We start from the raw sequence: 13,151 nt of genomic DNA, 5'->3' as shown, positions 1-13,151 counted from the left end.
TGCCGCTCCCAGATGATTCAGAGCCGCGCGGCGCTTCGCAGGTCGGCGACCTTGTCGAGCCGCTCCCAGGTGAAGTCCGGCAGTTCGCGCCCGAAGTGCCCGTAGGCGGCGGTCGCGGCGTAGATGGGGCGTTTCAGGTCGAGGTCGCGCACAATGGCCGCAGGCCGCAGGTCGAAGACCTCGCGGATAGCGTCGACGATGGTGTCTTCGGAGATTTTCGCCGTGCCAAACGTTTCGACGTACAGTCCAACCGGCGCTGCCTTGCCGATCGCGTATGCGACCTGCACTTCGAGCTTGTCGGCGAATCCGGCGGCCACGGCGTTCTTGGCCACCCAGCGCATGGCGTAGGCGGCCGAACGGTCGACCTTCGACGGGTCCTTGCCGCTGAACGCACCGCCACCGTGGCGCGCAGCTCCGCCGTAGGTGTCGATGATGATCTTGCGGCCGGTGAGTCCGGCGTCGCCGGCGGGGCCACCGATGACGAAACGGCCGGTGGGGTTGATCAAGAAGTTCACGCCGGAGGTGTCGAGTTCGACTCCGTCGAGGACGGGCCGGATGACGTGCTCCTCGACGTCTGCGCGCAGGCGGTCGAGTGCGATGCCGTCCTCGTGCTGGGTCGAGAGCACAACGGTTTCGACGCTCTTCGGGGTGATTCCGTCGTAGCCGATCGTGACCTGGGTCTTGCCGTCTGGGCGGAGGTAGTCGAGTTCACCCGACTTGCGGACGGCGGTGAGCCGCTCCGCGAGGCGGTGCGCGATCCAGCCGGGTACAGGCATGAGCTGCTTTGTTTCCGTGGTGGCGAAACCGAACATGATGCCCTGGTCCCCTGCACCCTGGTGGTCGAGCGCGTCCGAACTGGCCTGCTCCCGAGACTCGAATGCGTCATCGACGCCCTGTGCGATGTCCGGGGACTGCTGGCCGATCGAAACCGAGACCCCGCAGGAGGCGCCGTCGAAGCCGACGTCGGAGTGGTTGTAGCCGATGTTGGTCACGAGTTCGCGGATCAGCGCCGGGATTTCGACGTATGCCTCGGTGGTGACCTCACCGGCAACGTGGACGAGCCCGGTGGTGACGAGCGTTTCGACGGCGACGCGACTGTCTGGATCCTGGTCGAGCATGGCATCCAGAATGCTGTCTGAGATCTGGTCGCAGACCTTGTCTGGGTGTCCTTCAGTGACGGATTCCGAGGTAAACAGGCGCAGATGCGTCATACCAACTCCAAAAGGTACGGGGCGAAAACAATGGTGAGGGACGCCCGCAGTTCAGTATCGATGGGACCACCGACATCATGCTGCTGCGAAAGCCCTCATCACTATATCGTCGGGTTGCTGGCAGGCTTTTCGGGAGACAGCGGTCGTGGTCAGCGAACCGGAACGCCAGAGGTCACGGCGTCGAGGATGCGGTCAGCGATCTCGAGCTTGGTTCCGGATGCTTCGAGAACGACGTTGCCGCCCTTCCCGAGCACCACGATGCTGTTGGTGTCGAGCGCGAATCCTTCGTTCCAGCCGACCCGGTTGACGACGAGGAAGTCGCATCCCTTGCGGGCGAGCTTCGCCCGTCCGATCTCGAGCAGTTCGTCCTCGCCCGGTGTCGTTTCCGCAGCGAAGCCGACGATTTTTTGTCCGGGGCGGGCGGATGCTGCGAGCCCGGCGAGGATGTCGGGGTTCTGCACGAGTCTCAGCGTGAGCTCGGTGCCGGTGTCTTCTTTTTTGATTTTCGCGTCCAGCACTTCGGCGGGGCGGTAGTCGGAGACGGCTGCAGCCATGATGACGATGTCTGCCTCGGCGGCGGCATCCGTCACCGCCTGCTGGAGCTCGGTGGCGCTCGGCGCGGAGACCAGGGTGACGCCGCCCGGTGGGGCCACGTCGAGGTGCGACGCGATGAGCGTCACTGTCGCGCCTCGGCGGAGGGCAGCACTGGCGAGGGCGACGCCCTGCTTGCCGCTTGAGCGGTTGCCGATGAAACGCACCGGGTCGAGCGCTTCACGGGTTCCGCCCGCTGTGATGACGATGCGGGCGCCGTCGAGGTCGCCAGGGGCTTGGGCTGCCGCTGCGAGTGCTGCCTGGACGATCGTCTCAGGTTCTTCCATGCGCCCAGGGCCCGTGTCGGCGCCGGTGAGCTGGCCGCTTGCCGGCCCGACGACGGTGACCCCGCGTGAGCGCAGTGTGGCGATGTTGGCCTGGGTGGCGGGGTTCTGCCACATCTCGGTGTGCATGGCAGGGGCAATCACCACGGGCGCTGTGCTCGCCAGCACCGTGTTGCCCAGCAGGTCTTCGGCGAGGCCGGAAGCCAAACGGGCGATGGTGTTCGCCGTCGCCGGGGCGATGACGATGAGATCCGCTGCCTGCCCGATCGCCACGTGGCGTACCTCGGCGACGCCTTCGTACAGTTCGGTGTGCACCGGATTACGTGAGATCGCTTCGAGGGTAGGCCTGCCGACGAACCGCAGAGCACCCTGGGTGGCGACCACCTGGACCCGGTGTCCTGCGAGCACAAAAGAACGGATGACACCGACCGCTTTGTACGCGGCGATGCCACCCGTTATGCCGACAACGACATTCAGCGAACCTGTCATCGGGAGGACGACGTGCTACTCGACGATGGGACGCAGGACGAGCTTGTCCTCGTTGATCTCGTGGAGGGCAACGGAGAGCGGCTTGTCTTCGACGTGTGAGTCGACGAGCGGGCCGACGTTGTCGAAGAGGCTGCCTTCGTGCAGGTCGGAGTAGTAGTCGTTGATCTGGCGGGCACGCTTGGAAGCGAAAATCACCAGAGCGTACTTGGAGTCGACCTTGGAGAGCAGGTCGTCGATGGGCGGGTCAATGATTCCCTTGGGCTTTTCAGCCATAACTGAAGTCACACTCCTCGTGTGTTGCGGATTGGAGAAATAGAGGTCTGTCGGCGGCCGCGAGTCATGCCTTGGGGGCGACTGACGGGCCGCGAGTCTGCATCAAGTCTACGACCTCCCGGGCAGCTTCGGCCACGGTGTGGTTCACGACCCGGTAATCGAACTCGTTCTGGGCCGCCAATTCGTGCTTTGCGGTGCTGAGCCGGCGTTCGCGTTCCTCGGAATCTTCGGTGCCCCGGCCGACCAGGCGGCGGACGAGTTCGTCCCAGCTGGGTGGCAGCAGGAACACGAGCGTTGCCTCCGGCATTGCCTCACGTACCTGCATCGCGCCCTGGATGTCGATCTCGAGGAGCACGCTGTGCCCGGCGCTGAGTGCTTTGTCGATCGGAGCTCGTGGAGTGCCGTAGCGGTACGCGTTGTGGACCGTCGCGTGCTCCAGCAGCTCGTGGTCGGCGATCAGCCGGTCGAACTCGGTGTCGTCGACGAAGTAGTAGTTCACCCCTTCGACCTCTCCCGGCCGGGGCGCGCGGGTGGTCGCCGAGACCGAGAGCAGGACGTCCCGATAGTTCTCCCGGATGTAGGTAGCCACTGTTCCTTTGCCGACGGCGGTCGGTCCGGCGAGAACGACGAGGCGGCTCTTGCGCCTGCCGCGGTTTCGCGCCTCCCGGTCGATGACGAAGTTCCTGAGGCGCACGCGCTGGTTGTGCCCGAGGCCACCGATCCGTTTCGACGGCGAAATGCCGAGGTCGTCGAGGATGCGGCTGAGTTTGGTACGGCCGATGGCCGGGACGCTGAGCAGGAAGTCGGTGACCCGCATCCGTCCGGCGACACCGTCGGGATGCTCCAGTCCGTCATCGAGGACGGACAGCGCGGTCACGGTGCCAACGGCGATCGAGTTCTTCAACGCGGCGCGGGCGCGACGGGCTTCGACGGCGGCGCGGGATGCCGCGACGCGGTCAACCTCTGGTGGTGTTCGGTCGGTCGGTTCAGCCACTGGCCAGCCTCACCTCTTCTGCTCGGGCGGCGACGGCCTGGCGGATACCGCCTGGGCCCGCCGCAAGGAGGGCACGGGACTCGGAGACGATAACGCCGTCGGCCAGGTTCCCGTAAATAGTTTTCAAAGCGGACGCGGATGCCCCCTGGTGCCCGAAACCGGGAGCGAGCACGGGCGGTGCGGGGACCGGAGCATCCCCGAGTTCGAATCCGGAGAGATCGAGGGTCGCCCCGAGTACAACGCCGACGTCGCCAAGAGGACCGGTCGCGTGCGCTGCGTTCCATGTTGTCACGTCGTCGAGAATACTCCGGGCCAGGGTCGCACCGGACGCGAGTTTTGCCTTCTGACCGGCGATACCCTCCGGGTTGGATGTGGCGGCGAGCACGAAAACACCTTTGCCGTTCCGATGTGCCAGTTCGAACGGCCCGTGAAGCGCGCCGACACCCTGAAACGGGTTCAGGGTGACTGCATCCGATTCGAGGGGCGAGCCGTCACCGAGCCAGGTTTCCCCGTACGCGTCGACGCTGGATCCGACATCGCCGCGTTTCGCGTCGGCGATGACGAGAATGCCGCGGCTGCGGGCGTCACTGATCACCTGTTCGAGCGCGTCGAAGCCGCGGGCGCCGAACCGTTCGAAGAAGGCAACCTGTGGCTTGACGATGCCGGCGAGCCCGTCGGCGGCGTCCACGACGCGCAACCCGAATTCCCGTGCACCCTCTGCGCTGTCGGGGAGGTTCCATTCCGACAGGAGCCAGCTGTGCGGGTCGATGCCCACACACAGCCGGCCCTGGCCGGCGAAGACGCCGGCCAGGCGGGTCGCAAAGGCGAGGCTCATGCGAGCAGCGCCCGGTCCTTGGCGTACTCCTGCAGCGATCGGACTTCGAAGCCGTTGCGCACTGCTTCGATCGACGCGACCGCTGCGGTCAGTTCGGCGATTGTCGTGAACAGTGGCTTGTCTTCGGCGACCGCCGCGGCGCGGATCTCGTACCCGTCTGCGCGGCCGCTGCGTCCGGACGGCGTGTTGATGACGATGTCGACCTCGTGGCGGTTGATCAGTTCCACGATCGACGGTTCGCCCAGCTCGGACTCGTCGCCCTCGCTGTACTTGCGGACCGTTCGCGCCGAGATGCCGTTACGGTTGAGGATCTCCGCTGTGCCGACCGTTGCGAGGATCTCGTAGCCGAACTCCTGCAGGCGGAGGATCGGCAGGACGATCGACCGCTTGTCGCGATCGGAGACCGAGACGAAGACGGTGCCTGTGAGCGGAATTCCGCCGTACGCGCCGGTCTGGCTCTTCGCGAATGCGCGGGGGAAGTCCTTGTCGATTCCCATCACTTCACCGGTGGACCGCATCTCCGGGCCGAGGATGGAGTCGACGATCCGCCCATCCGTGGTGCGGAACCGCTTGAACGGCAGCACAGCTTCCTTGACCGAGACCGGCGAGTCCATCGGGACGCGCGAACCGTCGACAGGGGGCAGCAGTCCGGAGTCCTTGAGCTCGGCGATCGTCGCACCCGTCATCACGAGCGATGCGGCCTTGGCCAGGGGGATGCCGAGTGCTTTGGAGACGAACGGAACGGTGCGCGAGGCCCGCGGGTTCGCTTCGAGCACGTAGAGGATGCCTGCGCCGATGGCGAACTGGACGTTGAGGAGTCCCTGCACGCCGATTCCCTGGGCGATGGCGAGGGTGGCTTCGCGGACCCGGTCGATCTGCGTACGCCCCAGCGAGATCGGAGGCAGGGTGCAGCTCGAGTCGCCGGAGTGGATGCCGGCCTCCTCGATGTGCTCCATCACGCCGCCGATGTACAGTTCGGTGCCGTCGTAGAGGGCGTCGACGTCGATCTCGATGGCGTCGTCGAGGAACCGGTCGACCAGCAGCGGGTGCTGCGGGCCGATGATGCCCTGATCGGCCATCCGGACGAAGTAGTCGCGGAGCGACGCGCTGTCGTAGACGATCTCCATGCCGCGGCCGCCGAGCACGAAGCTGGGCCGCACGAGCACCGGGTACCCGATGTCTTCAGCGATCGTGACGGCGCCGTTCACCTCGGTGGCTGTGCCGTTTTTCGGTGCGAGCAATCCGGCGTTTTCGAGGATCTGCGAGAACGCGCCGCGCTCCTCGGCGAGGTCGATCGCTTCAGGCGTGGTGCCGAGGATCGGGATTCCGGCAGCCTTCAGGCCGGCGGCGAGCCCGAGGGCGGTCTGGCCACCCAGCTGGACGACGACCCCGACGAGTTCGCCTGACTTGCTTTCGGCGTGGATGATCTCTAGGACGTCTTCGAGCGTCAGCGGCTCGAAGTAGAGCCGATCGCTGGTGTCGTAGTCCGTTGAGACGGTCTCCGGGTTGCAGTTGACCATGATCGTCTCGTACCCGGCGTCGCGGAGGGCGAACGAGGCGTGGACGCAGGAGTAGTCGAACTCGATGCCCTGGCCGATCCGGTTGGGGCCGGAGCCGAGGATGACCACCTTGCGCCGGTCGGAGGGGATGACTTCGGTCTCGGAGTCGTAGCTGGAGTAGTGGTACGGCGTGAGCGCCGGGAACTCCCCCGCGCAAGTGTCGACAGTCTTGAAGACGGGGCGCACGTCGAGGATGTGGCGCACTTCGCGCACCTCGGCCTCACCGAAACCGCGCAGCTGCCCGATCTGGACGTCCGAGAAGCCGTGGTTCTTGGCGGTGGTGAGCACGTCGGTGTCGAGCCGCGCGGCATCCCGGATGTACTCGGCGACCTCGTTGATGAGCACGATCTGGTCGAGGAACCACGGGTCGATCTTGGTGGCTTCGAACAGCTGCTCCGGTGTTGCACCCAGGCGGAGGGCCTGCTGCACGACGACGATGCGGCCGTCGGTCGGCACAGCGGCGATCTCGAGGAGTTCCTCGACGGAACGGTTCTCTTCGCCCCAGTGGAAGCTGGAGCCGCGCTTCTCAAGGGAGCGCAGCGCCTTCTGCAGCGCCGTCGTGAAGTTGCGGCCGATCGCCATCGCCTCACCGACCGACTTCATGGTGGTGGTGAGCGTGGCATCCGCTGCCGGGAATTTCTCGAACGCGAACCGGGGAACCTTGACGACGACGTAGTCGAGTGTTGGCTCGAAGCTCGCCGGCGTGACCTTGGTGATGTCGTTGGGGATCTCGTCGAGGTGGTAACCGATGGCGAGCTTGGCGGCGATCTTCGCGATTGGGAATCCGGTCGCCTTCGACGCGAGCGCGCTCGAGCGGGACACCCGGGGGTTCATCTCGATGACGATGATGCGTCCGTCGGCCGGGTCGATGGCGAACTGGATGTTGCAGCCGCCGGTGTCGACGCCGACGGCGCGGATGATGTCGATTCCGATGTCGCGGAGTTTCTGGTACTCGCGGTCGGTGAGCGTGAGCGCCGGGGCGACGGTGATGGAGTCGCCGGTGTGCACGCCGACCGGGTCGACGTTCTCGATCGAGCAGACGACGACGGTGTTATCGGCCGTGTCGCGCATGAGTTCGAGTTCATATTCCTTCCAGCCGAGGATGGATTCCTCGAGGAGGACCTCGGTGGTGGGGCTCTGGTGCAGGCCGTCGGTGACCATGCGCACGAGCTCGTCGCGGGTGTACGCGAAACCGGAGCCGAGGCCGCCCATGGTGAACGAGGGGCGGATGACGAGCGGGTAGCCGAGGTCCTCGGCGAATCCGATGGCTTCGTCGACGGTGTGCGCGATGTACGACTTCGCGACGTCAGCGCCGCACTCGATCACGAGGTCCTTGAAGATCTGGCGGTCTTCACCTTTGTTGATCGCCTCGAAGTTCGCGCCGATCAGTTCGACGTCGTACTTCTCGAGGATTCCGTGCTCGTGTAGCTGGATCGCGGCGTTGAGAGCCGTCTGCCCGCCCAGGGTGGGCAGGATGGCATCCGGTTTTTCCTTCGCGATGATCGTCTCGAGGACTTCCCATGTGATGGGCTCGATGTAGGTGGCGTCGGCGAAGTCGGGGTCGGTCATGATCGTCGCCGGGTTGGAGTTCACGAGGATGACGCGGACGCCCTCTTCGCGAAGCACACGGCAAGCCTGGGTGCCTGAGTAGTCGAATTCAGCTGCCTGGCCGATGACGATCGGACCTGAGCCGATGACAAGGACACTCTGGATGTCGTCGCGCTTGGGCATTAGTTGTTGTCTCCTGCTGTGTTGGCCTTGTTTGAGATCACGAGGTCGCGGAATCGATCGAAGAGGTGGTTGGCGTCGTTGGGGCCTGCAGCAGCCTCCGGGTGGTACTGAACGCTGAAGGCGGGGATGTCGAGGCAGGCGAGGCCCTCGACGACCTGGTCGTTGAGGCTGTAGTGGCTGACGGTGACCCGGCCGAAGCCCTCAGGCGACTGGTGCTCGCCGTCGATCGGCAGGTCGACGGCGAAACCGTGGTTCTGCGAGGTGATCTCGACCCTGCCTGTGGCTTTTTCCAGCACCGGCTGGTTGATGCCGCGGTGCCCGAAAGGCAGTTTGTAGGTGCCGAAGCCGAGTGCCCGGCCGAGGAGCTGGTTGCCGAAGCAGATGCCGAAGAACGGGACGTCGGCGTGGAGGACCTCCCGCAGCAGGGTGACGTGGTCGTCGGATGCCGCTGGGTCGCCTGGGCCGTTCGAGAAGAACAGCGCATCCGGGTTGAGCGACAGCACGTGTTCGGCTGTGACGTTCTGCGGCAGGACGAGCACGTCGAAGCCGCGTTCGGACAGGTACTTCACCGTCGAGGTCTTGATGCCGAGGTCGAGCACCGCGACGCGGCCAATGCGGTCGCCCGTCGCAGGCACTTCGTACGGGTCGATGGTGGAGACGTCGTGGGAAAGGTTCCGACCGGTCATTTCCTGCCCTTGGCGGACCTGGTCGAGCTGGTCGCCCTCCGAGAGGTCGAAGAATTCGCCCGAGAAGATGCCGGCACGCATGGCGCCCTTATCGCGGATGTGGCGGGTGACCGCGCGGGTGTCGATGTTGCTGATGCCGACGACCTCGCTCGCGCTGAGGTCGTTGTCGAGGCTGTCCTCTGCGCGGAAGTTCGAGACGACGCGGGAAGGGTCGCGCACAACGAACCCGGCGACCCAGATCTGCTTCGATTCCTTGTCTTCATTGTTCACACCGGTGTTGCCGATGTGGGGTGCGGTCATCAGAACGATCTGCCCGGCGTACGACGGATCGGTGAGGGTCTCCTGGTAGCCGGTCATGCCGGTTGCGAACACGGCTTCGCCGAGGGTCTTGCCGATGGCGCCGTATGCACGGCCGACGTAGCGGCTTCCGTCCTCGAGGACGAGGACGGCGGGGGTCGCCGAACCGAAAGGTGAGCTGCTCATTATTTCTCGCTCTCAGTGGGAGTGGTGGAGTCTGCGGGCGCTGGGCTGGCCTGCGCTGAGATCAGGGACGACAGGGTGGACAGGACGCGGGTGTGCTGGGGCGGGTCGATAACGCGGAGGTAACTGTCGACATCCGTATCGCCGGATCGCCAGGAGAGCGCGATCAGCCCGTCGGACTCGACCACGCGGTCGATCGTCCAGGTCGCAGGCTGCGCCGAGTCGAGCTGCGCGGCGCCGATGAAGATCGGCTCCTGCCCGGGCACGGCGAGCACGACGCCCTCGTCGGCGAGGGTGAGTTCGGCGCGGGCCCGGAAAGCGAGACCGCGGATGGCGAGGCGTTCGAGCGGCTGGCCGGCCTTCGTCGTCGCAACGTACAGCACGTCGGTGGCGAGGATCGGGTGGATGCCGCCCGACGGTAACGGTTGTCCGGCGGACACCCCGGCATCACGCCTGGACCGTGCGCGCCAGGCGAGCCACATGCCGAGGAGCAGGAGGGCGAGGAACGCCAGGACGAGAGCTGCGGGAAGGAGGCGTTCAGACACGGGCGCCCATCCTCTGCTCGGCGGCGAACCGGGCGACGTCTTCCGTCGGCCGGAGTTCGCCGTCGAGGACGGTTGCGAAACCGTTGTGGAACGTGGCGATCACCCTGCCAGGAAGCGTCCGGCCGAAAAACGGCGAGTTCACGCCTTTCCCGGTGAGGTCGGCGGTGCCGAACTCACGGCTGGCTGACGGGTCGTACAGGGTGACCTGGCCGGGTGCACCGGCGACGATGCCCTGGCCGTGGCTGGTGATCCGTCCGATCCGGGCCGGCTCTGAGGAGAGCACTCGGGCGATGTCGGTCCAGTCCAGCTGGCCGGACTCGACGACGGATGCGTGGACGACGCTGAGCGCTGACTCGAGGCCGACCATGCCGTTTGCGGCGGCATCCCACTCGCAGTCTTTGCTCTCGACCGGGTGCGGGGCGTGGTCGGTGGCGACGATGTCGATGGTGCCGTCGGCGAGGGCCTCGCGGAGGGCGAGGACGTCTTCCGGGCGGCGCAGCGGCGGGTTGACCTTGTATCGGGCGTCGAAGCTCCGGACGAGTTCCTCGTCGAGAAGTAGGTGGTGCGGGGTGACCTCGGCGGTGACCCGGATGCCGCGGGCCTTCGCCCAGCGCAGGACGTCGACCGAGCCCGCCGTGGAGACGTGGCAGATGTGGAGGCTCGAGCCGACGTGCTCGGCGAGGAGCACGTCGCGGGCGATGATCGACTCTTCGGCGACGGCGGGCCAGCCGGTTAGGCCGAGTTCACCGGAGACGGCGCCCTCGTTCATCTGCGCGCCGACGGTCAGGCGCGGCTCCTGGGCGTGCTGGGCGATGACCCCGTCGAACGACTTCACGTATTCGAGGGCGCGGCGCATGAGCACCGGGTCCCAGACGCAGGCACCGTCGTCGGAGAACACCCGCACCCTTGCGCGGGAGGATGCCATCGCGCCGAGTTCGGCGAGCTGCTCACCGGCTAGGCCGACGGTGACAGCGCCGATGGGCTGCACGGTGGCGTATCCCGCCTGCTCCCCCAGCGACAGTTCCTGTTCGACGACGCCGGCGGTGTCTGCCACCGGCGAGGTGTTCGCCATCGCGAACACGGCGGTGAATCCGCCGGCGGCGGCGGCCTGGGTTCCGGTGAGTACCGTCTCGCTCTGTTCGTAGCCGGGTTCACGCAGGTGGGTGTGCAGGTCGACCAGACCGGGAAGCGCGACGAGGCCGTCGGCGTCGATGCGCTGTGCGCCTGCGGCGGAGAGCCCGGTCCCGAGTTCAGCGATGAGGCCGTCCTTGAGCACGATGTCGGTTCGTGTTCCGTCCGGTAAAGCTGCGCCGGAAATCAGGTAGGTGTTCGTCATGTTCTAGTTCTCCCGATCGCCGGAAAGCAGCAGGTACAGTGCGGCCATTCGCACGGAAACCCCGTTGGTGACCTGTTCACGCACGGTTGACATGGGTGAGTCGGCGGCAGCAGCGGAGATTTCGAGGCCCCGGTTCATGGGTCCGGGGTGCATGACAATGGTAGTCGGCTCCAACCGGTGCAGTCGCCCGTCGTCGAGCCCCCAGCGTCTCGAATACTCGCGGCTGTTGGGGAAGAAGGCGTCACGCATCCGTTCGCCCTGGATACGGAGCATCATCACGACGTCCGGTCCGGATGCCAGGGCATCGTCGAGGTCGTAGCCGATGGTCACCGGCCAGTTGCGCGTGTCGACGGGGACGAGGGTCGGCGGCGCGACGAGGGTGACGGTGGCGCCGAGTGTGGTGAGCAGCCAGACATTCGACCGGGCAACCCGTGAATGCAGGATGTCGCCGACGATCGTGACGGCGAGGCCGTCGAGGCTCTTGCCGCGGGAACCCGCACCGTGCACGCGTTTGCGGATGGTGAAGGCGTCGAGCAGCGCCTGGGTGGGGTGCTCATGGGTGCCGTCGCCGGCGTTGAGGATGCCGGCGTCGATCCAGCCACTCGTCGCGAGGGTCTGCGGGGCGCCGGATGCCGGGTGACGGATGACGACGGCATCCGCCCCCATCGCCTGAAGCGTCTGTGCGGTGTCCTTGAGGCTCTCGCCTTTGGAGACGCTTGATCCTTTTGCGCTGAAGTTGATGACATCCGCGCTCAGGCGTTTCGCTGCGGCTTCGAACGAGATCCGGGTGCGGGTGGAGTCTTCGAAAAAGAGGTTGACGACGGTTTTGCCCCGCAGCGTCGGGAGTTTCTTCACCTCGCGCTGCTGGGTGTCTGCCATGTCTTCGGCGACGTCGAGGAGGCGGATCGCGGTGTCGAGGTCGAGGTCTCGGGTCGACAGCAGGTGGCGCATCAGCGGGCCGCCGAATCGATCGAGACGAGGTCGGCGCCGTCGATCTCGCTGAGGTGCACATTGATCCGTTCAGTCTGTGCGCTCGGCAGGTTCTTGCCGACGAAGTCCGGGCGGATCGGAAGTTCCCGGTGCCCCCGGTCGATGAGTGCGGCCAGTCGGACCGCGCGGGGGCGGCCGATGTCGCCGATCGCGTCGAGTGCGGCGCGGATGGTGCGGCCGGAGTAGAGCACGTCGTCGACGAGGATCACGGTCTTGCCGTCGATGCCGGATGCCGGGATGCGGGTGGGTGACGGTGTTCTCGTCGGATGTTTGGCGAGGTCATCGCGGTACATGGTCACGTCGAGCGACCCGGCCTCCATCGGAGTTCCGCTGATGTCGGAAATGATCGCGGCGATCCGGTCGGCGAGGACCACCCCGCGGGTCGGGATTCCGAGAAGAACGAGGTCGTCTGCGCCTCGATTGGACTCAAGGATTTCGTGAGAAATCCGAGTCAACGCTCGGGCGATATCAGCCTGCTGAAATACGACGCGCGCACTCATCTGCTGACTCCCTTCTCCGTCTCTCTGGACGGCGTTAAAGGTTGTCGATTTGCTCCAGCCTATCAGCCCGCCCACGGGCCCGACCGTATGCTGCTGCCATGAGCAAGCCTTTCACGAAACGATTGCTGATCATGCGGCACGCCAAGTCGGCGTGGCCGCCCGGCGTAGCGGATCTCGACAGGCCCCTCCTCCCCCGGGGTGTCCGCGAAGCATCGCTCGCCGGGACCTGGCTGCACTCGAACGGCATCCGTCCCGATGTCATCCTCTGCTCGACCGCAACGCGGGCGCAGCAGACCTGCGCCAAGGTTCGGTCAGGGCTGGGTGATGCTCCCGAGCCCGACCTGCACGACGCGCTCTATGCGGCATCCGCTGTTCGCATGCTCGCCGTGATCAACCATGTGCTTGAGACCGCCCGCTGTGTGCTCCTCGTCGCGCACATGCCGGGCGTCCAGGAGTTGGTGACCCGCCTGGCGTCGAACGACTCCGAAGCGTCGGCTGACGCCGCCTTCCGCTACCCCACGAGCGCATTTGCCGTGCTCGAGACCCTCACCCCGTGGGCCGAGCTGGACGGCCGGGACGCCGAGATCACCCACTTCGTGGTGCCGCGGGGCGGCTGAGGGCGGCGTACCGGGATCCCGCCCCTCATC

The 13,151-nt window shown here is 66.1% G+C and carries 12 protein-coding genes; 1 reads left to right on the top strand and 11 read right to left on the bottom strand.

Annotation, left to right across the window (positions count from 1 at the left end; translation table 11 throughout):
- Positions 1-17: 17 nt before the first annotated feature.
- From metK to pyrR, 11 genes are all read right to left on the bottom strand, one after another.
- On the bottom strand, positions 18-1,211 hold the full coding sequence (gene metK, locus BM197_RS14565; RefSeq protein ID WP_090712807.1) for a methionine adenosyltransferase: 1,194 nt from the start codon (positions 1,209-1,211) through the stop codon (positions 18-20).
- Between the two features lie 149 nt (positions 1,212-1,360).
- Entirely contained in the window at positions 1,361-2,575 is a 1,215-nt protein-coding gene (gene coaBC / locus BM197_RS14560) for a bifunctional phosphopantothenoylcysteine decarboxylase/phosphopantothenate--cysteine ligase CoaBC (protein WP_177216855.1), read from the bottom strand.
- Between the two features lie 15 nt (positions 2,576-2,590).
- A complete protein-coding gene (rpoZ, locus tag BM197_RS14555) occupies positions 2,591-2,848 on the bottom strand; it encodes a DNA-directed RNA polymerase subunit omega (RefSeq protein ID WP_090712805.1) in 258 nt (85 codons plus the stop codon).
- Between the two features lie 64 nt (positions 2,849-2,912).
- Positions 2,913-3,842, bottom strand: coding sequence for a guanylate kinase (gene gmk, locus BM197_RS14550; protein ID WP_245762565.1), 930 nt, complete (start codon positions 3,840-3,842; stop codon positions 2,913-2,915).
- Positions 3,835-4,677, bottom strand: coding sequence for an orotidine-5'-phosphate decarboxylase (gene pyrF / locus BM197_RS14545; protein ID WP_090712803.1), 843 nt, complete (start codon positions 4,675-4,677; stop codon positions 3,835-3,837). Before pyrF ends, gmk begins: the two co-directional genes overlap by 8 nt.
- A complete protein-coding gene (gene carB, locus BM197_RS14540; RefSeq protein ID WP_090712801.1) occupies positions 4,674-7,967 on the bottom strand; it encodes a carbamoyl-phosphate synthase large subunit in 3,294 nt (1,097 codons plus the stop codon). The genes pyrF and carB overlap by 4 nt, the downstream gene beginning before the upstream one ends.
- Positions 7,967-9,136 carry a glutamine-hydrolyzing carbamoyl-phosphate synthase small subunit gene (gene carA, locus BM197_RS14535; RefSeq protein ID WP_090712799.1) on the bottom strand — a complete coding sequence of 390 codons (1,170 nt, stop codon included), beginning with the start codon at positions 9,134-9,136 and terminating at the stop codon, positions 7,967-7,969. Before carA ends, carB begins: the two co-directional genes overlap by 1 nt.
- Complete coding sequence (locus tag BM197_RS14530) at positions 9,136-9,678, bottom strand: PH-like domain-containing protein (RefSeq protein ID WP_245762564.1); 543 nt, start codon at positions 9,676-9,678, stop codon at positions 9,136-9,138. The genes carA and BM197_RS14530 overlap by 1 nt, the downstream gene beginning before the upstream one ends.
- Positions 9,671-11,014 (bottom strand): dihydroorotase, encoded by a 1,344-nt coding sequence (locus BM197_RS14525; RefSeq protein ID WP_090712797.1) that lies wholly within the window; start codon positions 11,012-11,014, stop codon positions 9,671-9,673. Before BM197_RS14525 ends, BM197_RS14530 begins: the two co-directional genes overlap by 8 nt.
- A 3-nt stretch (positions 11,015-11,017) precedes the next feature.
- On the bottom strand, positions 11,018-11,965 hold the full coding sequence (locus BM197_RS14520; RefSeq protein ID WP_090712795.1) for an aspartate carbamoyltransferase catalytic subunit: 948 nt from the start codon (positions 11,963-11,965) through the stop codon (positions 11,018-11,020).
- Positions 11,965-12,504: a bifunctional pyr operon transcriptional regulator/uracil phosphoribosyltransferase PyrR gene (pyrR, locus tag BM197_RS14515; RefSeq protein ID WP_090712793.1), complete on the bottom strand. Its 540-nt coding sequence runs from the start codon at positions 12,502-12,504 to the stop codon at positions 11,965-11,967. The genes BM197_RS14520 and pyrR overlap by 1 nt, the downstream gene beginning before the upstream one ends.
- Positions 12,505-12,602: 98 nt before the next feature.
- On the opposite strand from pyrR, the gene BM197_RS14510 reads away from it, so the two are divergent.
- The gene (locus tag BM197_RS14510; RefSeq protein WP_090712791.1) at positions 12,603-13,121 is read left to right on the top strand and encodes a SixA phosphatase family protein; all 519 of its coding nucleotides are present in this window, start codon (positions 12,603-12,605) and stop codon (positions 13,119-13,121) included.
- Positions 13,122-13,151 lie beyond the last annotated feature (30 nt).

This window comes from Mycetocola miduiensis, from assembly GCF_900115155.1.
Taxonomy (GTDB): Bacteria; Actinomycetota; Actinomycetes; order Actinomycetales; family Microbacteriaceae; genus Mycetocola_A; species Mycetocola_A miduiensis.
This window is presented reverse-complemented; position numbering and strand designations above follow the sequence as displayed.

Coding starts and splice junctions, on each gene's coding strand:
- metK (WP_090712807.1), bottom strand. CDS start 1,211: ATGACGCATCTGCGCCTGTTTACCTCGGAATCCGTCACTGAAGGACAC.
- coaBC (WP_177216855.1), bottom strand. CDS start 2,575: ATGACAGGTTCGCTGAATGTCGTTGTCGGCATAACGGGTGGCATCGCC.
- rpoZ (WP_090712805.1), bottom strand. CDS start 2,848: ATGGCTGAAAAGCCCAAGGGAATCATTGACCCGCCCATCGACGACCTG.
- pyrF (WP_090712803.1), bottom strand. CDS start 4,677: ATGAGCCTCGCCTTTGCGACCCGCCTGGCCGGCGTCTTCGCCGGCCAG.
- carB (WP_090712801.1), bottom strand. CDS start 7,967: ATGCCCAAGCGCGACGACATCCAGAGTGTCCTTGTCATCGGCTCAGGT.
- carA (WP_090712799.1), bottom strand. CDS start 9,136: ATGAGCAGCTCACCTTTCGGTTCGGCGACCCCCGCCGTCCTCGTCCTC.
- BM197_RS14525 (WP_090712797.1), bottom strand. CDS start 11,014: ATGACGAACACCTACCTGATTTCCGGCGCAGCTTTACCGGACGGAACA.
- BM197_RS14520 (WP_090712795.1), bottom strand. CDS start 11,965: ATGCGCCACCTGCTGTCGACCCGAGACCTCGACCTCGACACCGCGATC.
- pyrR (WP_090712793.1), bottom strand. CDS start 12,504: ATGAGTGCGCGCGTCGTATTTCAGCAGGCTGATATCGCCCGAGCGTTG.
- BM197_RS14510 (WP_090712791.1), top strand. CDS start 12,603: ATGAGCAAGCCTTTCACGAAACGATTGCTGATCATGCGGCACGCCAAG.